General features: G+C 63.0%; 24 protein-coding genes. 11 read left to right on the forward strand and 13 right to left on the reverse strand.

What is annotated here, in order from left to right; translation table 11 throughout:
- Positions 1–173 precede the first annotated feature (173 nt).
- From U5822_RS10860 to U5822_RS10890, 7 genes are all read left to right on the forward strand, one after another.
- Positions 174–1,151 carry a Bug family tripartite tricarboxylate transporter substrate binding protein gene (locus U5822_RS10860; protein WP_322855642.1) on the forward strand — a complete coding sequence of 326 codons (978 nt, stop codon included), beginning with the start codon at positions 174–176 and terminating at the stop codon, positions 1,149–1,151.
- Positions 1,148–1,594 (forward strand): tripartite tricarboxylate transporter TctB family protein, encoded by a 447-nt coding sequence (locus U5822_RS10865; RefSeq protein ID WP_322855643.1) that lies wholly within the window; start codon positions 1,148–1,150, stop codon positions 1,592–1,594. Before U5822_RS10860 ends, U5822_RS10865 begins: the two co-directional genes overlap by 4 nt.
- Positions 1,594–3,120 (forward strand): tripartite tricarboxylate transporter permease, encoded by a 1,527-nt coding sequence (locus U5822_RS10870; RefSeq protein WP_322855644.1) that lies wholly within the window; start codon positions 1,594–1,596, stop codon positions 3,118–3,120. The genes U5822_RS10865 and U5822_RS10870 overlap by 1 nt, the downstream gene beginning before the upstream one ends.
- Positions 3,121–3,264: 144 nt before the next feature.
- Positions 3,265–3,927, forward strand: a complete 663-nt coding sequence (locus tag U5822_RS10875; RefSeq protein ID WP_322855645.1) for an NAD-dependent epimerase/dehydratase family protein — start codon at positions 3,265–3,267, stop codon at positions 3,925–3,927.
- A gap of 250 nt (positions 3,928–4,177) precedes the next feature.
- A complete protein-coding gene (locus tag U5822_RS10880) occupies positions 4,178–5,446 on the forward strand; it encodes a CaiB/BaiF CoA transferase family protein (protein WP_322855646.1) in 1,269 nt (422 codons plus the stop codon).
- A 31-nt stretch (positions 5,447–5,477) separates the two neighbouring features.
- Positions 5,478–6,356, forward strand: a complete 879-nt coding sequence (locus U5822_RS10885) for an enoyl-CoA hydratase (protein WP_322855647.1) — start codon at positions 5,478–5,480, stop codon at positions 6,354–6,356.
- Positions 6,357–6,576: 220 nt separating this feature from the next.
- Positions 6,577–7,353, forward strand: coding sequence for an IclR family transcriptional regulator (locus U5822_RS10890; protein WP_322855648.1), 777 nt, complete (start codon positions 6,577–6,579; stop codon positions 7,351–7,353).
- A gap of 54 nt (positions 7,354–7,407) precedes the next feature.
- Here the strand turns inward: U5822_RS10890 and U5822_RS10895 are convergent, their stop codons facing one another.
- The gene (locus U5822_RS10895; protein WP_322855649.1) at positions 7,408–9,075 is read right to left on the reverse strand and encodes a GMC family oxidoreductase; all 1,668 of its coding nucleotides are present in this window, start codon (positions 9,073–9,075) and stop codon (positions 7,408–7,410) included.
- Between the two features lie 26 nt (positions 9,076–9,101).
- Positions 9,102–10,613: a CoA-acylating methylmalonate-semialdehyde dehydrogenase gene (locus U5822_RS10900; protein ID WP_322855650.1), complete on the reverse strand. Its 1,512-nt coding sequence runs from the start codon at positions 10,611–10,613 to the stop codon at positions 9,102–9,104.
- Positions 10,614–10,798: 185 nt separating this feature from the next.
- On the opposite strand from U5822_RS10900, the gene U5822_RS10905 reads away from it, so the two are divergent.
- On the forward strand, positions 10,799–11,686 hold the full coding sequence (locus U5822_RS10905) for a LysR family transcriptional regulator (RefSeq protein ID WP_322855651.1): 888 nt from the start codon (positions 10,799–10,801) through the stop codon (positions 11,684–11,686).
- Between the two features lie 43 nt (positions 11,687–11,729).
- On the opposite strand, the gene U5822_RS10910 is transcribed toward U5822_RS10905, so the two are convergent.
- The 7 genes from U5822_RS10910 to U5822_RS10940 form a co-directional block, all read right to left on the reverse strand.
- A complete protein-coding gene (locus U5822_RS10910) occupies positions 11,730–12,515 on the reverse strand; it encodes a ZIP family metal transporter (RefSeq protein ID WP_322855652.1) in 786 nt (261 codons plus the stop codon).
- A 72-nt stretch (positions 12,516–12,587) separates the two neighbouring features.
- Positions 12,588–13,688, reverse strand: a complete 1,101-nt coding sequence (locus U5822_RS10915) for an NADH:flavin oxidoreductase (protein ID WP_322855653.1) — start codon at positions 13,686–13,688, stop codon at positions 12,588–12,590.
- A gap of 109 nt (positions 13,689–13,797) precedes the next feature.
- Positions 13,798–14,088: an Rdx family protein gene (locus U5822_RS10920; RefSeq protein ID WP_322855654.1), complete on the reverse strand. Its 291-nt coding sequence runs from the start codon at positions 14,086–14,088 to the stop codon at positions 13,798–13,800.
- A gap of 18 nt (positions 14,089–14,106) precedes the next feature.
- Positions 14,107–14,571 carry a hypothetical protein gene (locus U5822_RS10925; protein ID WP_322855655.1) on the reverse strand — a complete coding sequence of 155 codons (465 nt, stop codon included), beginning with the start codon at positions 14,569–14,571 and terminating at the stop codon, positions 14,107–14,109.
- A 42-nt stretch (positions 14,572–14,613) separates the two neighbouring features.
- Entirely contained in the window at positions 14,614–16,287 is a 1,674-nt protein-coding gene (locus U5822_RS10930; protein ID WP_322855656.1) for a L,D-transpeptidase family protein, read from the reverse strand.
- 64 nt (positions 16,288–16,351) lie between these two features.
- The gene (locus U5822_RS10935; RefSeq protein ID WP_322855657.1) at positions 16,352–17,425 is read right to left on the reverse strand and encodes a PA0069 family radical SAM protein; all 1,074 of its coding nucleotides are present in this window, start codon (positions 17,423–17,425) and stop codon (positions 16,352–16,354) included.
- 89 nt (positions 17,426–17,514) lie between these two features.
- Complete coding sequence (locus U5822_RS10940; protein ID WP_322855658.1) at positions 17,515–19,395, reverse strand: methyl-accepting chemotaxis protein; 1,881 nt, start codon at positions 19,393–19,395, stop codon at positions 17,515–17,517.
- Positions 19,396–19,493: 98 nt separating this feature from the next.
- On the opposite strand from U5822_RS10940, the gene U5822_RS10945 reads away from it, so the two are divergent.
- On the forward strand, positions 19,494–20,276 hold the full coding sequence (locus U5822_RS10945; RefSeq protein WP_322855659.1) for a TSUP family transporter: 783 nt from the start codon (positions 19,494–19,496) through the stop codon (positions 20,274–20,276).
- Positions 20,277–20,282: 6 nt separating this feature from the next.
- Here U5822_RS10945 and U5822_RS10950 read toward each other — a convergent pair whose 3' ends face one another.
- Positions 20,283–20,948 (reverse strand): AbiTii domain-containing protein, encoded by a 666-nt coding sequence (locus U5822_RS10950; protein WP_322855660.1) that lies wholly within the window; start codon positions 20,946–20,948, stop codon positions 20,283–20,285.
- Positions 20,949–21,199: 251 nt separating this feature from the next.
- Here U5822_RS10950 and U5822_RS10955 point away from each other — a divergent pair, with 251 nt between their 5' ends.
- Positions 21,200–21,856, forward strand: a complete 657-nt coding sequence (locus U5822_RS10955; protein WP_322855661.1) for a protein-L-isoaspartate(D-aspartate) O-methyltransferase — start codon at positions 21,200–21,202, stop codon at positions 21,854–21,856.
- Here U5822_RS10955 and U5822_RS10960 read toward each other — a convergent pair.
- The gene (locus U5822_RS10960) at positions 21,853–22,659 is read right to left on the reverse strand and encodes a DUF1338 domain-containing protein (protein WP_322855662.1); all 807 of its coding nucleotides are present in this window, start codon (positions 22,657–22,659) and stop codon (positions 21,853–21,855) included. The two genes, U5822_RS10955 and U5822_RS10960, sit on opposite strands and share 4 nt — an antisense overlap.
- Positions 22,649–23,764 carry an arginine N-succinyltransferase gene (locus U5822_RS10965; protein WP_322855663.1) on the reverse strand — a complete coding sequence of 372 codons (1,116 nt, stop codon included), beginning with the start codon at positions 23,762–23,764 and terminating at the stop codon, positions 22,649–22,651. The genes U5822_RS10960 and U5822_RS10965 overlap by 11 nt, the downstream gene beginning before the upstream one ends.
- Positions 23,765–23,880: 116 nt before the next feature.
- Here U5822_RS10965 and U5822_RS10970 point away from each other — a divergent pair, with 116 nt between their 5' ends.
- On the forward strand, positions 23,881–24,309 hold the full coding sequence (locus U5822_RS10970; RefSeq protein WP_322855664.1) for an Lrp/AsnC family transcriptional regulator: 429 nt from the start codon (positions 23,881–23,883) through the stop codon (positions 24,307–24,309).
- Here the strand turns inward: U5822_RS10970 and U5822_RS10975 are convergent.
- Positions 24,306–25,226, reverse strand: a complete 921-nt coding sequence (locus tag U5822_RS10975) for a glutathione S-transferase family protein (protein ID WP_322855665.1) — start codon at positions 25,224–25,226, stop codon at positions 24,306–24,308. The genes U5822_RS10970 and U5822_RS10975 overlap by 4 nt on opposite strands.
- Positions 25,227–25,249 lie beyond the last annotated feature (23 nt).

Here is a 25,249-nt window from a genome sequence, read left to right on the forward strand (position 1 = left end):
TTTGCCCGTGAACTTAATGAACAAAACGTGGTTTAGGTTCTTTAAAGGCATTACGTCCACAAACTTCAGGCCCGCATGAACACCTTTTAACCTGTTTGCAATCGTTCCACGTGCCCTGCCAACGACGGGCCAACCTCAGGAGCGATCACAACAACAAGTGAGAGGTGACAATCATGTTTATGAAACGAACCCTGTCTTTCGTGGCGGCGACCGCCGTCAGTATGTCTGCCATGGCCTGGCAGCCTTCCGGAAAAGTTGAATGCATCGCCCCTGCGGACCCGGGCGGCGGCTGGGATTTCACCTGCCGCAGCGTCGGTAAGGTCATGCAGGAGCTCGACCTGGTGGATGGCACGGTGCAGACCGTGAACATGGCCGGTGCCGGCGGTGGCGTGGCCTACGCCCACACCGTGAGCAAGCGCGCCGAGGACGACAAGCTGCTGGTCGCAGCCTCGACCGCGACCACCACCCGCCTGGCCCAAAAACAGTTCCCCGGTATGGACGCCGGCATGGTGACCTGGGTTGGTGCCCTGGGAGCCGACTACGGCATCATCGCCGTGGGCAAGAACTCCAAGTACCAGAACCTGCCGGAACTGCTGGAGGCGGTAAAGGCCGATCCCAAGTCGGTCAAGTTCGCCGGCGGCAGCGCCCGCGGAGGCTGGGACCACCTCAAGGTACTGATCGCGGCCAAGGCAGCCGGCGCCGGCAGCCTGCCCAAGATCCCCTACCTGTCGTACAACAACGGTGGTGAGGCCATGACCCAGGTGGTTGGAGGCCAGGTTGATGCCTTCACCGGCGACATCTCCGAGGCCACCGGGTTCATGGACTCTGGCGATCTGCGGGTGCTGGCGGTGCTGGCGGACGAGCGTCTGCCGGGCCGGTTCAGTGACATCCCCACCGCCCGCGAGCAGGGCGTGGACGCCGTCGGCCCGAACTGGCGCGGCTTCTACATGCCCAAGGGCGCGTCCACCGAAGCCCAGGCCTACTGGACCGACGCCGTCGATCGCCTGTACGCCAGCGAGGAGTGGAAAAAGGTCATGGCCAGCAACGGCCTGATCCCGTTCCACCCGCCGGCGGATGAGTTCGACAGCTTTGTCCGGGCCCAGGTCCAGGACATCGAAAACCTCTCACGTGAAATCGGGCTGCTGAAATGACGGGCCTGGGTGATCGCGTGCTCGGCCTGGGCCTTCTGGTCCTGGCCGTGGCCTACGGCTGGGCTGCTCAGCAGTGGCCCGAGCCGTTCGGCGGCGCCGAAAGCGTCGGACCTGAAACCTTTCCCACCATCCTGTCGGTGGTGCTGGTCGCCGGTAGCCTGTACCTGATGATCCGGCCCGACCCGGATGCCCAGTGGCCCATCGGCAAATCGGCGCTGGAACTGGTGGTCTCGGTGCTGGTGCTGGTGGTGTACGCCTTCCTGCTGGAACCGCTCGGCTTCATCGTGTCGACCACTCTGGCGGTTGGCACCCTGAGCTGGCGCATGGGCGCCGCGCCCAAGCGGGCGTTCGTGACCGGCCTGGTCAGTGCGGTGGTGGTGTTCGTGCTGTTTAACTACGGCCTGTCCCTGAGTCTGCCTGCCGGCCTGCTGGAGGTGCACTAATGGAAACGCTCGGATTTTTGATGGATGGGTTTGCGGTGGCCCTGACCCCGTACAACCTGATGTTTGCCCTGTTCGGCGCCTTCGTTGGCACCCTGATCGGCTGTCTGCCGGGCCTGGGGCCGGCCAACGGCGTGGCGATTCTGATCCCGCTGGCCTTTACCCTGGGCCTGCCGCCGGAAACCGCCATGATCCTGTTGACCTCGGTGTACGCCGGGGCCATGTACGGTGGCCGGATCTCGTCCATCCTGCTGAACATTCCCGGTGACGAGCCGGCGATGATGACCTGCCTCGACGGCTACCCCATGGCCCGCAAGGGTCGGGCGGCAGACGCCCTGGCGGTGTCGGCCATCGCCTCCTTTTCCGGCGGCCTGATCGGGACCATTGGTCTGATCATGCTGGCGCCGGTACTGGCGCGGTTCGCGCTGACCTTTGGGCCGGCCGAGTACTTCGCGCTGTTCCTGCTGGCCTTTGCCACCCTGGGTGGCATCACCGGCAAGAACCCGATGAAGACGGTGATCGCCGCGACCATCGGGATCATGATCTCCACCGTGGGCATCGACATCTCCACCGGCACCCAGCGCTACACCTTCGGGGTCCTGGAGCTGTACGAGGGCATCGATTTCATCCTGGCCATCGTGGGTCTGTTCGCCATCTCGGAACTGCTGTTCTTCGTGGAATCGCGAATGGGCCACGGTCGCGAGAAGGTCAGTGTCGGCAAGCTCACGCTTACCTTTAAGGAACTGGTGACCACCCTGCCAACCCAACTGCGTGGTGGTGTGCTCGGCTTCATTTCCGGTGTCCTGCCGGGGGCCGGCGCGTCCCTGGGTAGCTTCATCAGCTACACCCTGGAAAAGCAGGTGATTGGCCGCAAGGGCAAGTTCGGTGAAGGCGATATCCGCGGTGTCGTGGCGCCGGAAGCGGGCAACAACGGGGCGTCCTCGGGCGCGCTGGTGCCGATGCTGACCCTGGGTGTGCCGGGCAGTGGCACCACGGCGGTGCTGCTGGCCATGCTGATCTCCCTGAACATCACGCCGGGACCGCTAATGTTCACCCAGAACGCCGACATCGTCTGGGGCGTGATTGCCGCCCTGCTGATCGGCAACGTGCTGTTGCTGCTGTTGAACATCCCGCTGGTGGGCTTCTTCGTGAAGCTGCTGTCGGTGCCGCCGATGTTCCTGCTGCCGATCGTGACCATGGTCGCGTTCGTGGGCATCTACTCCATCAGCCACAGCACCTTCGATCTGTACTTCATGATCGCGTTCGGCGTAGCCGGCTACTTCCTGCGCAAGCTGGAGATTCCGCTGGTGCCGATCATCCTCGGTCTGCTGCTGGGACCGGAGATGGAGAAGAACCTGGGGCACGCCCTGGTGTTGTCCGACGGCGACTGGAGCATCCTCTGGGCCAGCCCGCTGGCGGTGGGCCTGTGGGCCGTGGCCGGTCTGGGTCTGGTGCTGCCGTACCTGCTGGGTCCGCTGCTGCGCCGGCGCATGAACGCCGCCATGAAGGAAACGCCGGTCAGCGACTGATCGGCAACACGGATTACTCCCACCTGACGATCTGTTGTCAGTCTTGCACCGGGCCCTGCCCGGTGCCTTTTTTTCTGCCCCCACCGTTATAATCAACCATACTTTCCAGACTGTCCGGATCAAGGAGGCAAGCAATTGAAAGTCATGGTGTTAGGCGCAACCGGTCTGACCGGAGGCCAGGTGGTTCGGAGTCTGCTGGACCGCCCCGACGTCGAGGAGGTGATCACGCCGGTGCGGCGCAAGACCGGCCCCGATCATCCCAAACTCACGCAGTGCGAACTGGACTTTGACCGCCTGGACGACCACGCCGGGCTGTTCGCGGTCGACGCCATCGTCTGCTGCCTGGGCACCACCATCAAGCAGGCCGGCACCCGGGAGCAGTTTCGCAAGGTCGATTACGGTTACTGCCTGCACGCCGCCCGGCTGGGGCGTGAGGCCGGTGCCCGCGCCTTCGTGCTGATGTCCGCCATCGGTGCGTCCTCGTCCTCCACCATCTTCTACAACCGGGTCAAGGGCGAGCTGGAAGACGCGCTGCGGGCGCTGGAATATCCCTACCTCTCGGTCTATCACCCGAGTCTGCTGCTCGGGGACCGGGCTGAGCAACGCACGGCTGAAGCCGTGGGGATCAAGCTGATGCCTTGGGTCAATCGCGCCTTGATCGGACCGCTGGAAAAATACCGGGGGGTGCCCGCCGCGACGGTGGCCGCGGCCATGGTGAACGAGGTGTGCACCCTGGCCGCCGAAGTGCCGGCGGAGCGGGTCGATCAGACCCGCACCTACGCCGAAATCCGCCGGCTGGCGGGCTGAGCTGGCGCTGTTGGCCGGCCACGATCACGTCCGCAGCCCGGCAGAAAATTCGTTAAAAAACCCTATTGGTACCGGTCGGCAATCGACCGGTTTTCATTGTTGCCTCCCCGGTTTTTTCTCCCTGTGACCACGCTAAAGATGCCCGCCTGAAAGTTTGTCGGGAGTGGTTGATTTTTGATCTGATCATAAAATATGATACGTTCTGTATCGTTTTAACAGTCTAACAAAAACCAAACAGCGGAGAGCTTCCATGGCTCAATCGAACGAAACAGAACAGAAACCCGGCCCTCTTTCCGGCGTTACCGTGCTGGATTTTTCTCGCGTGCTCGCTGGCCCCTACTGCACCATGATCCTGGCCGACTTGGGCGCCCGCGTAATTAAGGTGGAGAGGTTTGGTACTGGCGATGACACCCGTGCATTCGGTCCGTTCATCGACGAAGAGTCCGCCTATTTCATGTGCTTCAATCGCGGCAAGGAAAGCATATCGTTGGATATCAAATCGCCACGGGACCGGGCACTGCTGGAACGCCTCCTGGACAACAGCGACGTTGTCGTCGAGAACTTTCGACCCGGAGTCATGGAACGCCTGGGATACGGCCCGGAGCGACTGGCGAAGACCCACCCCCACATCGTCTACACCTCAATTTCCGGCTTTGGTCACAGCGGCCCCTTCAGTGAGTTGCCGGGCTACGACATGGTGGTTCAGGCCATGGGTGGCGTGATGAGCCTGACTGGCTGGCCCGATGGAGAGCCGGCCCGGGTGGGCACCAGCTTTGGCGATCTGGGGGCGGCCCTGTTTGGCGTCGTGGGTATTCTCGCGGCATTGCACAGCCGAAATCGGGATGCTCAAGGTTCCCGCGTCGACATTGGCATGCTCGATTGCCAGGCGGCACTGATGGAGACCGCGTTGGCGCGTTACGACATCGAGGGCAAGGTCCCGACGCGGACTGGCGACAACCACCCTTCGCTGGCCCCATTTGAAACCTTCATGGCCAAGGACGGAAAGTTCGTAATCTGCGCGGGTAATGACACGTTGTTCCTGCTGATGGCGGATGCGCTGGGCGCTCCACAGATGGCGCTGAAACCGGAATTTCTGACCAACGATCTGCGGGTGCAAAACCGAGCTCAACTGGTCAAGGATGTCGAGAAAATCACCACGTCCGAACCCATGCAGCACTGGATTGATGCGTTGAATGAGGCGGGCGTGCCCTGCGCTCCGATCAATACCATCGATCGACTCTTCAGTAATCCCCAACTTCTTGCCCGGAACATGATCGTCAAGGTGAAAGGCGAGGGCGAGCGTGCGGTCAGGACCGCGGGGAATCCCATCAAGATGAGCACGATGTCTGAGATCGACCCTGAATCGCCAATCCCGGCACCGAGACTCAATCAGCATCGCGAGGCCATCCTGGCGGAATTAATGAGCAAATGCGGTTCCTATGCGCCGACATCGCGGGCGCAGAGTGACGCTGATGATATTGAGGACAACTTGTTCTGTAAAACCGCTGCCAAAGCGTAACTCCCCACATCCAAGACAAAGAGGAAAACCTATGAAAACAAAAACCAACACCGCATCGAAGGCTGCACAGGCGGACGATCCGTCCGTGCAGGACCCAGCGCAGCAGGCGTCTAATGAAGAGGGAAAGCCAGTGGCGGATGCGCCTGAAACCATCTTTGTTGAGCGTCGTGACCGTGTCGGTCTCATCACCCTCCATCGCCCCAAGAGTCTGAATGCCCTGAACCGGCAACTGGCTCGCGAGGTGCTTGAGGCGCTCAAAGCATTTGATGCAGACGACAACGTCGGTGCGATTGTCATCACGGGCAGTGCCCGGGCCTTCGCCGCGGGTGCCGACATTGAGGAAATGGCGAATCTGACGTTCGCAGAGTTCTACTGCGATGATATCTTCGCGCCCTGGGATGAGCTGCGGTCGGTCAGCAAGCCCATCATTGCGGCCGTCGGCGGCTATGCCCTGGGTGGTGGCTGTGAGCTGGCGCTGATGTGCGATTTCATCATTGCCGCTGAAGACGCTCAGTTTGGACAGCCGGAAATCAAGCTGGGGATTCTGCCGGGTATTGGTGGTTCCCAGCGGCTTGCCAAGGCTGTTGGGAAAGCGGTGGCCATGGACTTGATTTTGACCGGGCGAACCATTGATGTGCACGAGGCAAAAGCTGTAGGGATGGTCGCACGGGTTGTGCCCTCGAACGAGTTGTTGCAGACCGCGCTCGAAGCGGCGCATACCATAGCCGGGTACAATTGCCCCGCTGTCCGCATGGCGAAGGAGGCCGTTAACGTTGCTTTCGAGGCCAGCCTGACGGAAGGTATGCGCCATGAACGTCGTCTGTTCCAGGCTGCCTTTGCCACGGAGGGCCAGAAGGAGGGGATGCACGCCTTTATTGCCAAGCGCGCGCCGGTGTTCAGACATCGCTAGTGGGCAGGGCACCTGATGCCCTCCAATTCCGCGACACTCCGCCGCCTCCGGGCGGCGGTTCTCTTTCTATAGCCCGCTCCGGGCGACCCCATCGTTTGCTCGGTTGTCTCGATCGCGCACCCGCCAGGCCTACATCAATGCCTGGCTTTGACTCCCAGCGTTTTTTTGAGAAGCCATGCCTGCTTATAATGAGTGCTCACATCCATAGGCAGGTAACAGCATGGCAGTGCAGCGCAGGGAAAAGGGCTCGGCGATAAACCGGGCGATGAGGATTATAGAATCGGTTTCTCGCGCCGAGCGCCCCCTGAGTCCAGCGGACCTCGCCTTGCAGTTGGATATTCCGAAGCCCAGCGTCCATCGTATCCTGCAACAGCTGGAGAGTGAGGGTTACCTTCAAACCAACATGCGCGGGTTGCTGGTGCCTGCGGACAGGCTCCACAACATGGCACTCGGTGTGCTCTACGCCAGCCGCTTCAAGGCCCTGCGACAGGCGATTCTGAAAAGACTGACGGCCGAGGTGGGGGAGACCTGCGGGATAGCAATCCCGGATGGCACCGAGATGATTTACTACGACCGTGTGCAGACCAACTGGCCGCTCCAGGTTCACTTGCCCATTGGCAGCCGTACGCCGGTCTGGTGCACGGCCAGTGGCAAGTTGTACTTGAGTTCGTTGGCTAACGAGCGGAGGCAGCGTCTGATCCATAACTTGCCTCTGGAGAAGCGCGCCCGAAACACGGTGACTGCGCCGGAGGAGCTGGAGTCGGCATTGCTGGCCATTGCTGAGACCGAGCGGGGCTTGGATAACGAAGAGTTTATCGATGGCATGGTGGCGTTCGCGGTGCCGATCAAGGACAAAGACGGGCGGCTGTTTGCCTGTCTGTTTGCCCATGCTCCGATCCTTAGGAAGAGCTTGGAGGAACTGCTGCAGTACGAGCCCCTGCTCAGGCAAGCGGCGTTGGAACTGGGCGAGCTGATCGCCGACGACCAGTCGAATTAACCCAGACGACGCCTGAAGGAAATGCCCTCCAAGCCTGTGGCTCGGAGGGTTTTTTCAGTTGCTTTCCAGAATCCAGCTTGCGGCTTTCTCGGCAATCATCAGGGTCGGGGAATTGGTATTGCCGCTCGTGATGGTCGGCATCACGCCCGCATCCACGACGCGCAGTCCGGCAACGCCTCGAACCCTGAGTTTCGGGTCCACCACCGCCATGTGGTCATCCTCCCGGCCCATCCGGGTGGTACCGACTGGGTGGAAAATGGTCGTGCCGATGTCGCCGGCCAATTTTGCCAGCTCGTCGTCGGTTTGGTATTGAACGCCTGGCTTGAATTCTTCCGGCTCGTATTTGGCCAATGCCTGTTGTTCCGCGATGCGACGAGTAACCCTGAGAGAGTCCGCCGCCACTTTCCGGTCTTCTTCTGTGCTCAGATAGTTCGGGGCAATTGCCGGCGCGACTTTGGAATCACGGCTGCGGATTCGCACGGTGCCACGGCTCGTTGGGTTGAGATTGCAAACGCTGGCAGTAATCGCCGGGAAATTGTGCAGAGGCTGCCCAAATGCATCGAGGCTCAAGGGTTGGACGTGGTACTCGATATTTGCATGTTTGTATTCTTCCGAACTGCGGGTGAACAAGCACAGTTGGGAGGGCGCCATGCTCATGGGACCGGACCGTTTGAGGAGGTATTCCAGGCCAATGCATGCCTTGCCGGTCACCGAATTTGCCATGGTGTTCAGCGTCTTGGCACCCTTTACTTTGTACACCGAACGGATCTGCAGATGATCCTGCAGGTTTTCGCCCACCCCGGGTAGATCCGCCACTACCGGAATATCGTGCTCCTGGAGCAAATCGGCTGGTCCGATACCCGACAATTGCAGCAATTGGGGCGAGCCGATGGCGCCGGCGGACAGTATGACTTCCCGGCGGGCCTGTGCCGTGAGCTCGCCCTCGCCGGGGCGCTCCACCCGGACTCCGGTACAGCGGGGTTTTTCGCCCGCTGACATCTCCAGGGACATCACATGAGTGGAGTGCCAGAGTGTCAGATTAGGTCGCTTCTCGGCGGCCCGCAGAAACGCTTTGGATGTGTTCCAGCGCCAGCCGGCACGTTGGTTGACCTCGAAGTAGTCCACCCCTTCGTTGTCACCGCGGTTGAAGTCCCGGGTCCGTGGGATGCCAGCCTGCACGCAGGCGTCGGCGAAATCCTCCAGTACCTTCCATTTCAGGCGCTGATGCTCGACTCGCCACTCACCACCGTGACCGTGATATTTCCGGTGTTCCGGGTCAGCGTCGCCGCCATCATCCAGTCGGTAGTGATCCTCGTGGCGCATGAAGTCCGGGAGGCAGTTGTGCCATGACCAGGCGTCCTCTCCGGTGACCTCGGCCCAGTGATCATAATCCCGGGCCTGGCCACGGATGTACAACATGCCATTGATGCTGGAGCAGCCGCCCAGGGTCTTGCCCCGAGGGTAGATCAGGGACCGACCGTTCAGTCCCGGATCCGGCTCGGTGCGAAACCGCCAGTCAGTTCGAGGGTTATCGATGCAGTACAGGTAACCAACGGGAATATGAATCCAGTGATAGTTGTCCCGGCCGCCGGCTTCAATGAGCAGGACCCGGTTGTTCGGATCCGCGCTCAGACGGTTCGCCAGCAGACAGCCGGCAGAGCCGGCTCCCACAACGATGTAGTCAAATTCCAGCCGGCCCTGAGCGTTGTTGTTTTCGGACATAGCCTGTCTCCCGGAGCGTGTACGAGTTACTTGGCGGTCGGCATCACAAATTCAGCACCGGCATCGATTGAGTCTGACCAGCGCTGCATGATGGATTTCTGCCGGGTGTAGAATTTTACGCCCTCTTCGCCATAGGCGTGGGTGTCGCCGAACATGGAGCGCTTCCAGCCACCAAAGCCGTGCCAGGCCATGGGCACCGGAATGGGCACGTTGATGCCAACCATGCCCACCTGAATACGGCGGCCGAATTCACGAGCCACGGTGCCGCTCTCGGTAAAGCAGCTAACGCCATTGCCGAATTCGTGCTCGTTGATCAGGCGGATAGCGGTGGCGACGTCGGGTACCCGCACACAGGCCAGTACCGGGCCAAAAATTTCCTCTTTATAGATGGTCATTTCCGGTGTTACGTGGTCGAACAGGCTGCCGCCCATCCAGAACCCTTCCTGGCAGCCATCGCCGGTAGTGCCAGTGTCAAATTCCCGGCCGTCGACCACCAGTTCGGCGCCTTCGGCCACACCCTTGTTAATGTAGCCGGTAATGCGCTGGTGCGCCGCGGCGCTGACAATCGGGCCCATCTCGGCGTCCAGGTTCATGCCGTCTTTTACTTTCAGGCTGCGGGCACGCTCTGCCAGCCGGGGGACGATTTTGTCGGCAACATCACCAACCAGGACTGCAACACTGATGGCCATGCAGCGCTCACCCGCGCTCCCGTAACCGGCACCGATGAGGGCGTCCACGGCTTTGTCCAGATCCGCGTCGGGCATGACCACCATGTGGTTTTTGGCACCACCCAGCGCCTGGATACGCTTGCCGTGACGGGCGCCGTTTTCGTAGATCAGGTTGGCGATCGGGGTAGAGCCGACGAAGCTCAGGGCCATGACGTCTGGGTGCTCAATCAGTGCTTCCACAGCCCCCTTGTCGCCTTGCACCACGTTAAACACGCCGTCAGGCAGGCCGGCTTGCTTGAGCAGGTCGGCAATCATCAAAGAGGCGCTGGGATCGATGGGGCTGGGCTTGAGCACGAAGGTGTTGCCTGCGGCAATGGCCACCGGGAACATCCACATCGGCACCATCACCGGGAAGTTGAACGGGGTGATGCCGGCCACTACGCCGAGGGGCTGGCGCATGGTCCAGTTGTCGATGCCGGTGCTCACCTGGTCGGTGTAATCGCCTTTCAAAAGCTGAGGAATGCCGCAGGCAAACTCGACAATGTCGATACCCCGGGCCACTTCACCCTGGGCGTCGGTGAAAACCTTGCCGTGTTCCTTGGTGATGGCCTCGGCAAGTGCGTCCTTGTGTTGGTTCAGTAGTTCCAAGAATTTGAACATGACGCGGGCCCGTCTAATGGGCGGGGTATCGGCCCAGCTCGGAAACGCGGCGGAAGCGGCGGCAACGGCGTGGTCAACATCGTTACGGTTGGCCAGTGTTACCTGGCCAGAGACCTTGCCGGTCGCCGGATTGAAGACCTCTTGGTGTTGGCCGGAGCTGCCCTCTGAAATTTGCCCGTTGATATAATGCTGGATCGTTGGATTGCTCATGATTGCCTCGTTCCCGTTTTCGGATCAGTTTGTTGTATGGCCGTATAAGGCCCTTTATCCAGGGGGTTTCCTGTGCATGACGAAGAATTGAACAAATAATTTACGGCGCGATTGGTACGGAGGCAATTGAAAGTTTCTAAACCATGATATAAGAGTTTATTATATTGGGTTCGAGAGGAATGGTTATGCATAACCTGCAAGGATTACGTGCATTTGTCGCCGTAGCACGGGAGGGTAACGTGTCCAGGGCGGCCGAGCGGTTGCACGTAACGCAACCTGCCGTCAGTTTGAAGCTGAAACACTTGCAGGACGAACTCGGCCTGCGTTTGTTCCAGCGCCGGCCCCAGGGGTTGGCGCTGACCGCCGATGGCCAGAACCTGCTGCCGGTGGCGGAAAAGGCCCTGGCCGGGCTGGCGGCGTTCGAGCAGAGCGCGCGGGCGCTGCACAGCACGCTGCGGGGCCGACTCAAGATCGGCACCATTGTGGACCCGGAGTTCATCCGCCTGGGTGCCTTCCTGCACCGACTGGTGGCCCGGGCGCCGCAACTGGAAACCGAGCTGCACCAGGGCATGAGCGGCAGCGTGCTGGAACAGGTGCGGAACGGTGCGCTCGATGTCGGCTACTTTCTGGCCCCGCCCGGAGACGGGCCGGCCCTGGGTGAGCTGGCGCACCGGGAGCTGGCCTATTTCGACTATCACGTGATTGCCCCGGCCGGCTGGGCCAGCCGGGTCGCTGACAGTCGCTGGTCCAATCTCGCCAGCCTGCCCTGGATCGTTACCCCGGACGCGTCGGTACACAACCGCCTGCTGGCCTCGGTGATGGAGCCGCTGGGCCTGGTGCCACACGGGGTGGCCCAGGTCGATCAGGAAGCCTGCATGCTGGACCTGGTGCGCGCCGGCGTCGGCCTCAGCCTGGCCCGGGATGCCCTGGCCATGGCCGAGCGCCAGGAGCGCGGGCTGGTGGTGGTGGACGGGGTGCGGCTGCCCTGTGCCCTGAGCTTTATCTGGCGCAAGGATCGGGCTGAGGAGCCGGTGCTCACCGAGGCGTTGGAGGCCCTGGCCGGGGTTTGGTGACCGGTGCTTGGGGCGAGGCTAGACTGTGTTGCTCCGGGCTGGCTCAGCCCAGGGTCGCGTCCAGGAACATCATCACCACGAAGCCAATCATCAAGGAGAAGGTGGCCAGGGTCTTGTGGGAGTTGCGGTGAGTTTCCGGAATGATCTCGTTGCTGATGATGAACAGCATGGCGCCCGCGGCAAACCCCAGGGTCCAGGGCATGATGGGCTCGGCCAGCCAGACCAGGGTGGCACCGAACAGGCCGCCGATGGGTTCGGCCAGACCGGTCAGCAGGGCGATGCCGAAGGCCTTGATCCGGGAGTACTGGACCGCCAGCAGGGAGAAGGCCACGGCCAGGCCCTCGGGAATGTTCTGGATGCCGATGCCGGTGGCCAGCACCGCGCCGTTGCGAACATCGCCGCCGGCGAAGCCGACGCCGACCGCCATGCCCTCCGGGAAGTTGTGCAGGGTGATGGCGATGATGAACAGCCAGATGCGCCGGATGTGAGCCGCGTTCGGGCCTTCGCGACCCAGGTTGAAATGCTCGTGGGGCAGCTTCTGGTGGATGTAGTACAGGGCAATGGCGCCGGACAGCACGCCGAAAATGACCAGGCCGGCGGCGGCCGAGGTGGTGCCCAGCAGGGTTTCGCCGTATTCCAACCCCGGCAGCAACAGGGAAAAGAACGACGCGGCCAGCATGACCCCCGCGGCAGCGGCGAGCATGCTGTCCTGCAATCGCTCGGACAGAGTGCGCACGAAAAACACCGCCAGGGCGCCGACGCCGCTGGCCAGGCCGGCCAGCAGACTTGCCAGGGCGCCGAGCCAAACGATGCTGAGGGTGCTGGTCATGCCATCTCCTTGGTCCTACAAGCAAACGCCGGGGCCGAGGCCCCGGAGTCGTCAGGTGCTAACAGGGGCGCTTCAGGCCGCCTGTTTGCGACGCCACGCCAGCTCGTTGCTGATGGTGGCTTTCGGCTGCAGCATGGCGAAGTCGAGGTCCTCGATTTCCTTGCCATCCTTCAGGCGCTGGACAAAATCCGGGTTGGCCAGGGCCTTCTTGCCGATGGCCAGCAGGGAACCCGGGTAGTTGGCCGCGCGATCGGGGTGGTTGGTTTCATCGATGCCGCCGTTGATGATCAGGTCAATGCCATCGATCTCGGCAACCACGTCCGCCAGTGACTTCTCGCCGTCGACGAACGGCGTGCGCTCGACGTCGCCGTCGGTGGTGTGGATGAAGTCGGCACCGGCGTCGCGCACCGCTTCGACAATCTGGCGGAAGCCGGCCTCACCTTCCGGGAACTGGTAGTCCGGATCGGTGACGGTGACCTGGGACAGGCGGATGCCGAGGGCAAAGTCGTCACCGACCGCGGCCCGCACGCCCTTGATGGTGTCGACGATGATGCGTAGGCGGTTGGCCAGATCGCCACCGTAGTTGTCGGCACGACGGTTGAAATGGGTGCTCAGGAACTGGTTGAGCAGGTAGCCGTTGGCGCCGTGCAGTTCGATGCCGTCAAAACCGGCGGCCTGGGCGTTCTTGGCAGACTCGACAAAACCCTGGATCGCGGTCTCGATGTCGGCCTCGGTCATGGCCTTGGGCAGTTTCCACTCGGTCTGGTCGCCGTAGAAGCCCAGCGGTTCGCCCTTGGGCTTGACCGCGCTCGGGCCCTGAGGCTCATCGGTGTGGTGGCTGGCCTGGAACTGGGCGCCGGCGTGCATGAGCTGAACGACGATCTTGCTGCCCGCGGCGTGGACCCGATCGACGATGGTTTTCCAGCCCTGGACGTGGGCGTCGTTGATCAGGCCGGGCTGGTTGGCATAACCCTGACTCGCCTGGTCGTCGGTGTAGGTGCCCTCGGTGATCACCAGGCCGAAACCGCCCTTGGCGTAAGCTTCGTAGTGATCAGCCATGAGCTGGTTCGGGGTGCCGTCCGCTTCGGCGCTGGTGCGCGTCATCGGCGCCAACGCAAAGCGATTGTCCAACGTCAGCTTACTGAACCGGGTGTTCTGCATTACGTCGCTCATATCGCTCCTCCCATTCTTGATTGAATGTTCAAATACGCATGATCAACGTCGGCAGTTCAGGTTGAAAGCGGATTCTTCCGAAGAATCCGATCAGAAATTTTGATTGTCCTCACTGGTCCTGCTGTGCTTTCCGGTCGGAATGCCCCAGGGACCGCTCCGGGTCGATTTCATCGCGCACCAGTTGTTTGAGCTTGGTGATCTCCGGGAATCCCTGTTGCTCCTTGCGCGACCAGATGCGCTTGTCGTTGACCCAGACCTCGAAAATACCGCCGGTGCCGGGGTGCAGGGTCAGGGCCGACAGTTCGCCCTCGAAGGTGGTGAGCAGCTCCTGCGCCATCCAGGCCGAACGCAAGAGCCAGCGGCATCCGGTGCAGTAGTGGATATCGACGCGATTGCTCATGCTCTGGGTCTCCGACGGTCAGTTGGTCTGGTAGGTGGGGTAGGTGGACCGGGCCAGCGTGGGCTGGCAACCGATGACGTTGCGCGCCTGCTGATGGGCGTGAAGGTACCAGCGTTCGCCCGGTTTGGTAAACGTTTGCCCGGTGATGCGGTACTCCACCTCTTCAACGGTTTGCGGGATCGGGCTGCCATCGGCGTGGCGGTAGACACAGCTGGCGCGGAGCACCAGGGGCGTGGCCACCGGCAGCTCAATAAAGCCGTCGTCCCGGACCGCCGGCGACGTACCTGCGACCGAGACCACCTTGAGGCAGGGACCGTAATGCACCTTGTCCAGGTCCTCAAGGTATTCGCTCAGGCAGTGCTGGGCGCTCAGGAATACCGTGTTTCGGGCCTCGCCCTCCTGCCGGTCGGGCAGGGACTGGCAGGCGGCGAGGGTCAGGATCAGCGGCGGAATCAGGACGCGAAAAGCGAGATGGCGAATCATGGCAGCTCCTTTTTCGTGAATGCCCGCGCGAACGTGCCCGGCCTACTGGGACGACACCGACACCGGGGTCAACCGTTGAGCGTCTCCAGCGGGCGTTTCGCGCAGGCGCGCCAGCAGGCGGCTATCCCGATTATAGATGTCATTGCGGAACTGCAGCTGGTCGTTGTCGTCCACCCAGGCGGTCCAGTACTGCAGGTACACGGGCACCGGCTGGCTCAGCACAATGGTTTCCGGGCGCTTGGAATCGACAAGGCTCTTAAGCTTGTCCGGCGTGTAGCGCCGGTCCTCTGCAAGAAGTTTCTCGGCCAGCAGGAACGGCCGTTCGACCCGGATGCAGCCGGAGCTGAACGAACGCTCGGCGCGGCCGAACAGGCCCCGGGACGGGGTGTCGTGCAGGTAGACGTCGTACTGGTTCGGGAACATGAACTTGATCTGGCCCAGGGCATTGGTGGGGCCGGGATCCTGCACCAGCTGGTACGGGAAGTTATTTCTGGACAGTGAGGGCCAGTCGATGGTGGCCGGATCCACCTGTTGGCGGTCGGCGCCCCAGCCCCGGTACACCTTCATGTTCAGGCGCTCCAGGTAGTCCAGGGATTGCCGGATTTGCGGCAACTGGTCCTCGATCATCAGTTTGCGCGGCACCGTCCAAGTCGGATTAACCACCAGGTAGCGGATGCGGTCACTGAACACCGGGGTCTGGCGGAAGGGCTGGCCGACGATGACCCGCTGCCGCAGCAGCTCCTGCCCCTTGTCCATCAGTTTGAGTTCATACCCGGCGATGTTCACCAGCACGAAGCGCTCGCCCAGGGTTTCCGGCAGCCAGCGCCAGCGCTCCAGGGTGGCGTCGATCTGGCGTATCCGCTCCAGCGGCAGGCGGTTGAGGGCCGCCAGGGTCTGTCGGCCGATGATGCCGTCGGGCTCGAGCCCGTGGCGGGCCTGAAACGCCGGTACGATGGTTTCCAGGTCGCTGGAATACCGGTTCGGGTCCGCCGCCGGCTGTGGGTCGGTCAGGTCGCCCAGTGCTATCAGGCGCCGACGGATTTCCGGAAGCCGGTCGTCCCGGTCACCCGGGCGGATGGTGGGCTGTTCCGCTAGCGGCAGCCAGGGTTGGCCCAGAAGCTGAACCAGGGCCTGGCGCGCCGTTACCAATCGGTGGTAGTCCGGATGGGTCGGGCGCAGTGCTTCCAGGGTCTGGCGAATGGTGCCGTCGGCCAGGGCGCTGGTCAGGATCTTGTCCAGTTCCCGCTGCCGGCGGTTGGCGGACCACTCGGCGTGGATGGTCTGGGGGTTCACCTTGCCTTCCAGCAGGTGTGAACCGAACACCAGAAAGGCGTCGGAGAACAGCAGGTCGAGATCGGCCTGCAATTCCGGGGACATCTCACTGTCGGGGCGGCTGGTCAGGCCGCTGAGCAGATCGGCGTGGTAATCGGCCGGGTCGAGGCCATCGCCGGCGGCGGATTCCAGGGCCGCGAGCATCTGCTGGCGGTGCTCCGGTGAGTTCCACGCCAGCTGGTAACCGTTGTTGGCGTAAAAGTTTGACAGTGCCTGCCGGGCCAACAACGGAGCCCCGAGCACTTCCACAGTGTGGCCGGTGTTCAGGGCCTCGATGCGGTCAACAATAGCCTCATTGGCCAGTACCGGTCGGCACAGGCTTATTATCAGGGCGGCGGCCAACAGCAGACATGGCCAGTGCAGAGCATGGTTTAAGGTGCGCATGGTGGCGTCTCCGATTCATCCGTGAACAGCATCAGAAAGCTGCCGGTTGGTTCTATCAACAAGGTTACCACAGCCCCATCTGTTCTCCAGCGGGCCGGCGGAACAGGTCCGTGCGCAGGGGCTCGGCTTCGTGCAGACCCAGGCCGAGTTGCCGGGCTTTCTTGGCAAACCGCTGGCGGATGAGGTCGGCGTAGGGGCCAATGCCGGTCATCCGGCGTCCGAAGCCGGAATCGTAGCTCTTGCCGCCGCGTAAATCACGCATCCGATTCATCACATGCTCGGCCCGTTGCGGGAAGTGCCGGTGCAGCCAGTCCTGGAACAGCTCGTCCAGTTCCAGCGGCAGCCGCAGCATGATCCAGCTGGCCCGGGTGGCGCCGGCCGTGGCGGCGGCGGTGAGGATGTCCTCGATCTCCGGGTCGTTCACGAACGGGATCACCGGCCCCAGGATGATGCCGGTGGGAACGCCGGCCGCCCGCAGCTGCTCGATGATTTTCAGGCGGGTCGCGGGCGCCGCGGTGCGGGGCTCCATCCGGCGCTTCAGGTCGTTGCTCAGGGTGGTGAGGCTGATGCGCACCGAGCAGAGCTCGTGCCGGGCCAGTTCCGACAGCAGGTCCAGATCGCGCAGGATGAGCGCGCCCTTGGTCAGGATGGACACCGGGTGTCGGTATTCCAGCAGCACCTCAAGCAGCTCCCGGGTGATCCGACGTTCGCGCTCGATGGGCTGGTAGGCGTCGGTGTTCACGCCCAGGGCGATGGGCGCTGGCCGGTAGTCCGGTTTGTCCAGGGCCTCACGCAACTTGCGCGCAGCGTTGGGCTTGGCGATCAGCCGGGTCTCGAAATCCAGGCCGGGCGACATGTCCCAATAGGCGTGGGTGGGGCGCGCGAAGCAGTAGATGCAGGCGTGCTCACACCCCCGGTAGGGGTTGATGGACTGATCGAAGGGTACGTCCGGCGAGCTGTTGCGGCTGATGATCGACTTGACCGATTCGTTGACAACCTCGGTCGCCAGGGAGTCCGGATTCAGTTCGTCCTCCGGTGCCCGGTACCAGCCGTCGTCATGGGCGTGGTCAGCGCCACGATCGGTGACGATGGTCTGGAAGCGGTTATGGGGGTTCAGGCCGGTTGCACGGGTTTTCATGGCGGACACCAATGCTGTCTGAATATACAGTATTGCCATGCTACCCCTGCAGCCCGGTGGCTGCAAGGGGATTGAAAGCGCCCTTCGGGTTACAGCCGGAAGCGCTGGGACGCCGAGGTCAGGCTGGCGGTCTGGCTGGACAGGCGCTCGATATGGGCGGTCAGACGCTGGCGCATGTCGGTGGTCTCCTGGGTATGGCCGTGGATCTGCTCGACTTTCTGGGCAATCTCCTCGGTGGTGGTGGAAATGCCTTCCACCGAGTTGACCACCTGGTTCATGTCGCCGGCCAGTTGATCGATGGAGCCGGTGATCTGGTCAATGGCCTCGGCCGCCTCGTTGGCGCTCTGCTCGCCTTCGCTAGCGGACTTGAGGCCTTCCTGCATCATGGTGGTGATGGCCGAGGTCTCGCGGTTCAGGGAATTCACGATGTCGGCGATGCCATCGGTGGCGGACACGGTTTTTTCCGCCAGCGACCGGACTTCGTCGGCCACCACCGAGAAACCGCGCCCGGCCTCGCCGGCCCGGGCCGCTTCGATGGCGGCGTTCAAGGCCAGCAGGTTGGTCTGCTCGGCCAGGCTGTTGATCACCCCGACGATGGAGTTGACCTGCTCGCCGGTTTTGCTCAGCTGACCGATCTGGTCGTGGGTGCGCTGGATGCGCTCGGCCAGGGCGCTCATGCTGTCGGAGCTGCGCTTGACCACCTGGGCGCCGGACTGGGCGGCGCCGTTGGCGCGCTGGGTCGCAGTGTTGACGGACTGGGTGTGCTGGGCAATTTCCACCGCGGTGTGGGCAATTTCCTGCACCGCAGTGGCGGTCTGTTCGGTTTCCTCGGCCACCTGCTCACCTTTCCGGTCCATGTGGCCGATCAGGGCATCTAGTTCTTCCTGCAGGCTGGCCAGGGTTTTATTGCCTTCCACCACCTGGCCGATGACCGCCGACACATCGTCCAGCATCTGATTGGTGGCATTGCCCAGCTGATTGAACTCGTCCTTGGGATTGCGGCCGGGGGCCAGGCGCTGACTAAGATCCCCGGAGGCCACCTGGCTCAGCAGGCGGACCACTTCGTTCAGGCGCTTGACCAGGGTGCGTGAGGCGCCGGTAAGGGTCAGCACCAACACCAGGAGAACCACCACCGAGGTGGCCAGGATCAGCCAGGTCGAAGCGGTGCGGGCCTGCACGGCCTGCTCGCTGGTGGTCCGGATCAGGCCGGTGTTCAGGGCATCGATCTGGTCGTCGATCAAGGTGCGCAGGGCCGAGCCACGGATTTCCAACTGCGCTTCCAGGGCCGCCAGGTCGCCGACCACGGTTTCCGCCTCGGTGAAGGCCGTGGCCAGGCCCTGGACCGCCTGGCCAATGTCGATGTCCTGCCATTCCATGTCGGTCACCACCGCCTGCATGCGGGCGATGGCGTCCCGGGTCTGTTCGGCGTAACTGGGATCGAAGCTGTCCAGGTAATCGCGGTAGTTGGAGGCGATGGTGTTGATGTCGTCATTGAAGATGGAGATGCTGATGGCTCGCAGGTCGTTGTCGACGTACCCTGACAGCGTGGCCTTGAGGCCGTCGTTGTGGGTGAGTCCGAGGGTCTGGCTGGTGGCCAGCCATTCGCGCCGGAGTTCTGTATAATCCTGAACCCGGTCACGCACCTCACCCGCGCCTGCCTCGGTCTCGGCTTCCGTCGGCAACTGGGCCGCCAGCTCGGTCAGTTCGTTGGCCTGGGCAAGCAGCGAATCCAGCATGACCCGGAACCGGTCGGCGGTGTCCGGGGTCAGGTCCTCGCTGAGCCGTTCCACTGCCAGCCAGTCGTTCAGCAGGTTCAGGGACGCGGCGCCGTAGCCCTGGGCCTGGCCGCGGGCCTCATACGCTTCCGATACCTTGGCCAGTCCGCTGAGTGAGGCGAGAGTGGCAATCGCCAGGCCGAGGAAGGTGGCGGCGATCAGCAGCAGAAATTTCTGTTTCCAGGACAGAGCCATCAAGGTTCTCCATTTTTATTGTGTAACCAGTAAACCCGTTCATCGGGTTAACGGCCTCATTGGCCATTTCTGGAGCACGGATTGTTAAAAAGGGTGTTATGTCTGACCTCAGTCTTGTCCAGTACGTCCTGATTGCCTTGATCTTTGTCTGGAGTGGCTTCGTCCGTTCCGGTCTGGGGTTCGGGGGCGCGGTGCTGTCGCTGCCTTTCCTGCTGCTGGTGCTGGACCAGCCCCTGGTGTTCCTGCCGATCATTGCGGTGCACCTGCTTGTGTTCTCGTCCCTGACCATCTGGATGAACAACCGCAAGCGCAAGCCCGCCGACAGCAACCAGCCCGCCGTCGAGGGCACCGTCGACTGGCCCTACCTCTGGCGCATCCTCGGCATAATGATCGTGCCCAAACTGATCGGGGTGTTCGGCCTGATCACCATGCCCGGTGATGTGCTCAGCGCCATCATTTTTGTCATCGTTGCGCTCTACTCGGTGTCCTACATCATCAACAAGCCGTTTCGCAGCAACAGCAAGGCGGTGGACGCGGTGTTCCTGATGGTGGGGGGCTACATCAGCGGCACCTCGCTGATCGGCGCGCCCCTGATCATCGCGGTCGCGGCGCAGCACGTCGTCAAGGAAAAGCTGCGGGACACGCTGTTTGCGCTCTGGTTCATCCTGGTGCTGATCAAGATGGCGGCGTTCGTCTGGGCGGGGGTCGATCTGCAGTTGGTGCATCATTTGTGGCTGCTGCCCTGTGCGGCCGTGGGTCACATCATCGGACTGCGGGCCCACGACCGCATGCTGCGGGCAGAAACGCCTGTGTTCTTCCGGATTCTGGGCACCGTGCTGCTGATTGTCAGCAGCATCGGCATGGTCAGTGTGCTGGGCTGACCGGTCCTAGCCGGCGCGCCGGAACATCCGCTCCAGGAAACCGGCCGGCTTCACGTCGGCCACCGGCAGGGTGTCCACCTGCTCCATGGCCTGGCGCCAGAACCGCTGCGGGTCGTCGAGGTCCGCCACCTTGGCCCGCTCTTCCGGGCTGTAGTGGTTGTGGTCACCGCTCAGGCCCTGGGCCATCACGGCCTGTGCCCACAGGTAAACCGTGCCGCGCACCGTCCGCAGCAGTCGGGCGTAGACATCCCGGCTCAGATTGATCGCCAGTTCGGCGCTCAGGTTGATCTGTTGCTGCAGGACAATCATGTCCTCGCGCGCGAGTGAAACCCGGTTGCCATCGCCCTTCTTGATGGCAATGCAGATCTGTTCCATGGCCTTGGTGCCGTCCAGCAGATCCAGGTGGCCGAACGCCTGTTTCTGCTGCTCGTTGACCGGCGCCGGAATCCAGCCGTACTGGGGCGAGCGCGCCACGATGTGCCCGGGCAGGTCGCGACGGTAGGGCGGAGCCTGGTCCCGATCCTGGTAGCCGTCAAATTCGGTGCGCAGCCAGGCCGCCATTTTCCGGTGGCGCAGCATCATGGCCAGAGTAATGGCCGAGGGCAGAATCTGGTCGAGCAGTTCGGATGGGTCCTGGGTGCGTTGTTCGAGGTGGTTTACCGATGCGGACATAATCTCCTCCTGTACGGCAGAGCCATCCCGCAGTGAGACCCGGCCGCCGGCGTTTTTGTTGTTGTCAGGCGACGGACCTGGGGCAGTCCGGTCGACTATGCTTGAAAAGTAGACAGGGCCGGTTCCGCGCGCCGTTGTAAATAGGTAACCGCTTTGTAACGCAAGGTAAGCGAGCCGGTCGGAGGACGTGGTAGGGCGCTCCTGGCCGGCGCCGGAGAGCACCTCGGGAGAGAGCACCTTGGGAGAGCACCATGAATCAGCAGCATGATTACGCATCCCGCCGGGCCTGGATGGTTGAGAGCCAGATCCGCGGCCGGGGTATTGCCTCGCCGCTGGTGCTGACCGCCATGGCCCAGGTGCCCAGGGAGAGGTTTGTCCAGCCGGGCGACGTCGACCAGGCCTACGACGATGGGCCCTTGCCCATTGGCTGCGGCCAGACCATCTCCCAACCTTACATGGTGGCTCTGATGGCCCAGGCGCTGGATCTGGAGGGTGGGGAAGTGGTGCTGGATATCGGGACCGGCTCCGGGTACGCCGCCGCGGTGCTGGCGTCGATCGCGGCCCGGGTGTTCAGTATCGAGCGGATTCCCGAGTTGGCCGACGCCGCCGGGCGCCGGCTGGCGGAGCAGGGTTACAGCAATGTGGTGGTTCGGTGCGGCGATGGCACCCTGGGCTGGCCGGAACAGGCGCCGTTCGACGGCATTTGTGTGGCGGCCGGAGCGCCGGCGGTGCCGGCCCAGCTGCAGCAGCAACTGCGGATCGGCGGTCACCTGGTCATTCCCATCGGCAGCATGCACACCTTCCAGACCCTGCGCCGGATCACCCGGGTGTCAGAGACCGAATTTCACGGCCAGAACCTGGGGGACGTCCGGTTCGTGCCCCTGCTGGGCGAGCAGGGCTGGTCCTAGCCGGCGGCGTTGGTGCTCTCGAAGATCTTGTCGGCCGAGGCGGCGACAAAGCCGCTGTACAGTTCGCCGTCGGGCTTGGGGTAGCGTAGGGCGAACTCGTAGAAGCAGCTGGGGATGGTCTCCTCGCGATCGGAAAACCGAACCGGCACCCGGTCCGCCATGGTGGAGGACTGCTCCAGCAGCTCGGCCGGCGAGCCTTTGACCTCGCCGCCGGCGGCATTGACGGCGTAGCCGTTGTCTTTCAGCAACTGATTGATTTCCGGCACGGTATCGAAGCGTTCCAGGTGATTGATGCTGACCGTGAAATGGTTTGCCCGGTAGCCCCAGGCGGCCATCCAGGCGGCGTATTCACTCTCGTCCAGCAGTGCCCGGTAGGTCGGATAGTCCACGTCCCAGTGCCGGCCGGAATACAGAAAATCGTCGGCGCTGACCCGGTCGGCATCGATCTGGGCCACCAGTTGGTCCACCGTTGCCTGCAGCCCCGGTGAGCACTGCTCGACCAACAGTTCGGAAATGAACACCTTGGGGGCCTCGGCGTCCGGGTGCTCATAATGCCGGGCGTAGAGCTTCTTGGCCTCAAAGTGGTACTCCCCACCCTGGCGGTAACCCAGCTTGAGAAAGTGTTCGGCCAGCGCGTCCAGGCCCACCGGCGACCGGTTGAAGGTGCGCAGGGCGATGTGGTCATTGATGATGGCCTGACCTTCCTCGGCGCCGAGGATCCGGTGGATTTCCGCCGCCGAGGGCGTGACCTCCTGGTAATTGCGCCAGAGGTTCTGGAACAGGGCGTTGCGATCAGTGTGCATAGGCGATCTCCGGGCGGATTCGGTGAAGCGCTGGGGTCGAGGCGTCCTGGCTGCGTCCCAGGGGCAGCGCACGACAGGCACCGCCGGACACCAAGCCCAGTTGCCGGGCCTGGTCCGGGCGCAGGTACAGGGTGCCGAGGTCGGGCCGGCTGTCCACCCCGGTCAGCACGGTGGCCCGAAAATCGGCGGTTTCAGTATTGGTGATCAGCAGCGGCAAGGCAAACCCGTCGCGGCGTCGGGCCTGGAACCGGGACGGCGGCTGCTGGTCGATCTCGACCCGCCAGGCGCGGGCCTCGCGAACGCTGCGAATATCGGTCAGCGGGCACTCCACTGTCGGCCCGGCGTCGAACAGGTCCACCAGGCCCTGGTGCCGGAAGCCCTCGGCTTCCAGCAAATGCAGCGCCGGGCGGGTGTGCTCATGGACCTGGCCAATGACGGCACGGGCTTCCTCGCTCATCAGGCAGGTGTACAGCGGATGGGTCGGCATCAGTTCCTCGATGAACCCGGTGTGCCCGGCGCCCACCAGCCGGGTGGCCGCCGCGAACTCCATGTCCACAAAGTGGGTCTTGAGCCAGTTCCAGAACGGGGAATGACCCGCGGCGTCCGACACGCCCCGCATCTCGGCGATGACCGTATCGGCGAAGCGCTCAGGGTGCAGGGCCATGAACAGGAACCGGACCCGGGACAGCAGTTTGCCGGCGTTGGCGCGACGAAACTCGGGACGCAGGTACAGCGAGCAGATCTCGGTGCAGCCGGTGTAGTGCTTGCAGCGGCTCAGGGTCTCGACCTGGCGGCGCAACCCGAGGTCCCGGGAGTGATGGGTCACGGTGTTACGGCGGAAATGCTGCAGCGGGCGATGATGACCGACCGCGGCCTCGATGCCGGTGGTGCCCATGAGTTCGCCGGTGTGCTCGTCCTCAAGCACGAACAGGTAGTGTTCGTCGGTGGGCCTGACCACCGCCCGGCCGAAGCTGGCGATCGAATGGTCGATCTTGCGGGCAAGGGCGTCCCGGTCCGGCATCAGCGAGGTGAACCCCGGACCGGACTCCTCGGCGATCTGGAACAGCGCGTCCAGATCGGTATGGGCAATCGGGCGAATGAACATGGCCGACATCCTGCAGTGATTTGGGCTCAGTATGCTTGGATGGCGGGTCAGTTTGCAGATACGAAATGCGCTAAATGAGCTATTATTCTGTCAAATTGATTTAATGAGTTGTCAAAATGATAGGAAGGCAGGATCAGAAACTGCTGATGTTGCTGCGCCAGAACGCCCGCGCCAGCATCACCGAACTGGCCAGGACCCTGCACGTGTCCCGGTCCACGGTCCAGAACCGCATCAGCCGCCTGGAAGCGGCCGGCGTTATCCGCGGCTATTCGGTGCTGCTGGGGGGAGAGTTTTCCGCCAACCAGGTCGAGGCGCACGTGTCGATCAAGGTGCTGCAGAAACTGACCGCTCGCACCAACGCCGAGCTGGAAAACATCAGTCAGGTGGCGCAGCTGTTCTCGGTCAGTGGCGAGTACGACCTGATCGCCATCGTCCAGGCCCAGTCCCTGGAGGAACTGAGCACGGTGCTGGACGACATTGGCAATCTGGACGGGGTGGAGCGGACCAATTCCGCGGTGGTGCTGGAGACCCGGTTCCGGCGTTAGTCCCCGGCCGGGGTGATGCGAAAGCCCTGTTTTGGGAAATGCACGTGCACCCGACCGGTTTCGGCGGTGTCCCGGGCAATCACGGTCTCGTGGGCGCCGGCGTGCACCAGGGTGCCGAAGACCGGATCGCGCCCGTAATCGGTCGGGGCGACGCGGACCCGGGTGCCGAGGGCGTCGCCGTTCGTGCCCTCCGGCAGGGGCCGGGGCTGGCTCTGCCGCGCCCGCTCGATGGCCTCATCGGCACTGAACGTCCGGGCCTGGCCGTGGCCGAAGGCCCGCATCCGGGCCATCCAGGCCGTGACCCTGGGATAATCCCGCAGCCACGGCTTGCCGGCCAGGTCGCAGACAAACCAGAGCCCGTGGTAGGCCGAGAAATCGGCGATGCAGGGGCTGGGGCCGAACAGAAAGTCCTGGCTCAGCCGTCCTTCCAGGTCGGCCAGGTGGCTCAGGACCCGGGCTTTGGCCTTGGCGCCTCGGACAGTCCGGACCCGGGCCGTCCGGCCGATCTGGGCCCGGTCCTTGAGAAAGCGCAGGGTCTTCAGCAACGAGGTCTCCCGAATCAGCTTGCGCAACAACTTGCCATCGCTGGCCGCCATCACACAGGCCATGAAAACCTCCAGATCCACCTGCTCGACAAATTGCCGGACGGCCTCCGGCTGGTGCTCCAGGGCCAGCTCCGGCCGGTTCGCCAGGTTGGCGATCTCGGTCGCGATGGTGCGGGTATCGCAGAACAGGTCGGCGCCAATCTGCGCCACCGGTATCTTGCGGTAGCCGCCCACCAGCAGCGCCAGCACCGGGCGGGGCGGCATTTCGGCGACCGGGACCGACAGCCAGTGCAGGTCGGCGTAGCCCAGCATGGTCCGGATCTTCTCGGAGAAGGGCGACATGGGGTAGTGGAACAGCACCAGTTCAGACATAGACACGCATCCGTTCAGAAAAG

This window comes from Marinobacter qingdaonensis (assembly GCF_034555935.1).
In the GTDB taxonomy this organism is placed as follows: Bacteria; Pseudomonadota; Gammaproteobacteria; order Pseudomonadales; family Oleiphilaceae; genus Marinobacter; species Marinobacter qingdaonensis.

Coding starts and splice junctions, on each gene's coding strand:
- U5822_RS10960 (WP_322855662.1), bottom strand. CDS start 22,659: ATGCACACTGATCGCAACGCCCTGTTCCAGAACCTCTGGCGCAATTAC.
- U5822_RS10935 (WP_322855657.1), bottom strand. CDS start 17,425: ATGAAAACCCGTGCAACCGGCCTGAACCCCCATAACCGCTTCCAGACC.
- U5822_RS10945 (WP_322855659.1), top strand. CDS start 19,494: ATGTCTGACCTCAGTCTTGTCCAGTACGTCCTGATTGCCTTGATCTTT.
- U5822_RS10865 (WP_322855643.1), top strand. CDS start 1,148: ATGACGGGCCTGGGTGATCGCGTGCTCGGCCTGGGCCTTCTGGTCCTG.
- U5822_RS10950 (WP_322855660.1), bottom strand. CDS start 20,948: ATGTCCGCATCGGTAAACCACCTCGAACAACGCACCCAGGACCCATCC.
- U5822_RS10890 (WP_322855648.1), top strand. CDS start 6,577: ATGGCAGTGCAGCGCAGGGAAAAGGGCTCGGCGATAAACCGGGCGATG.
- U5822_RS10925 (WP_322855655.1), bottom strand. CDS start 14,571: ATGATTCGCCATCTCGCTTTTCGCGTCCTGATTCCGCCGCTGATCCTG.
- U5822_RS10875 (WP_322855645.1), top strand. CDS start 3,265: ATGGTGTTAGGCGCAACCGGTCTGACCGGAGGCCAGGTGGTTCGGAGT.
- U5822_RS10965 (WP_322855663.1), bottom strand. CDS start 23,764: ATGTTCATTCGCCCGATTGCCCATACCGATCTGGACGCGCTGTTCCAG.
- U5822_RS10900 (WP_322855650.1), bottom strand. CDS start 10,613: ATGAGCAATCCAACGATCCAGCATTATATCAACGGGCAAATTTCAGAG.
- U5822_RS10940 (WP_322855658.1), bottom strand. CDS start 19,395: ATGGCTCTGTCCTGGAAACAGAAATTTCTGCTGCTGATCGCCGCCACC.
- U5822_RS10895 (WP_322855649.1), bottom strand. CDS start 9,075: ATGTCCGAAAACAACAACGCTCAGGGCCGGCTGGAATTTGACTACATC.
- U5822_RS10885 (WP_322855647.1), top strand. CDS start 5,478: ATGAAAACAAAAACCAACACCGCATCGAAGGCTGCACAGGCGGACGAT.
- U5822_RS10930 (WP_322855656.1), bottom strand. CDS start 16,287: ATGCGCACCTTAAACCATGCTCTGCACTGGCCATGTCTGCTGTTGGCC.
- U5822_RS10860 (WP_322855642.1), top strand. CDS start 174: ATGTTTATGAAACGAACCCTGTCTTTCGTGGCGGCGACCGCCGTCAGT.
- U5822_RS10970 (WP_322855664.1), top strand. CDS start 23,881: ATGATAGGAAGGCAGGATCAGAAACTGCTGATGTTGCTGCGCCAGAAC.
- U5822_RS10920 (WP_322855654.1), bottom strand. CDS start 14,088: ATGAGCAATCGCGTCGATATCCACTACTGCACCGGATGCCGCTGGCTC.
- U5822_RS10915 (WP_322855653.1), bottom strand. CDS start 13,688: ATGAGCGACGTAATGCAGAACACCCGGTTCAGTAAGCTGACGTTGGAC.
- U5822_RS10880 (WP_322855646.1), top strand. CDS start 4,178: ATGGCTCAATCGAACGAAACAGAACAGAAACCCGGCCCTCTTTCCGGC.
- U5822_RS10905 (WP_322855651.1), top strand. CDS start 10,799: ATGCATAACCTGCAAGGATTACGTGCATTTGTCGCCGTAGCACGGGAG.
- U5822_RS10975 (WP_322855665.1), bottom strand. CDS start 25,226: ATGTCTGAACTGGTGCTGTTCCACTACCCCATGTCGCCCTTCTCCGAG.
- U5822_RS10910 (WP_322855652.1), bottom strand. CDS start 12,515: ATGACCAGCACCCTCAGCATCGTTTGGCTCGGCGCCCTGGCAAGTCTG.
- U5822_RS10870 (WP_322855644.1), top strand. CDS start 1,594: ATGGAAACGCTCGGATTTTTGATGGATGGGTTTGCGGTGGCCCTGACC.
- U5822_RS10955 (WP_322855661.1), top strand. CDS start 21,200: ATGAATCAGCAGCATGATTACGCATCCCGCCGGGCCTGGATGGTTGAG.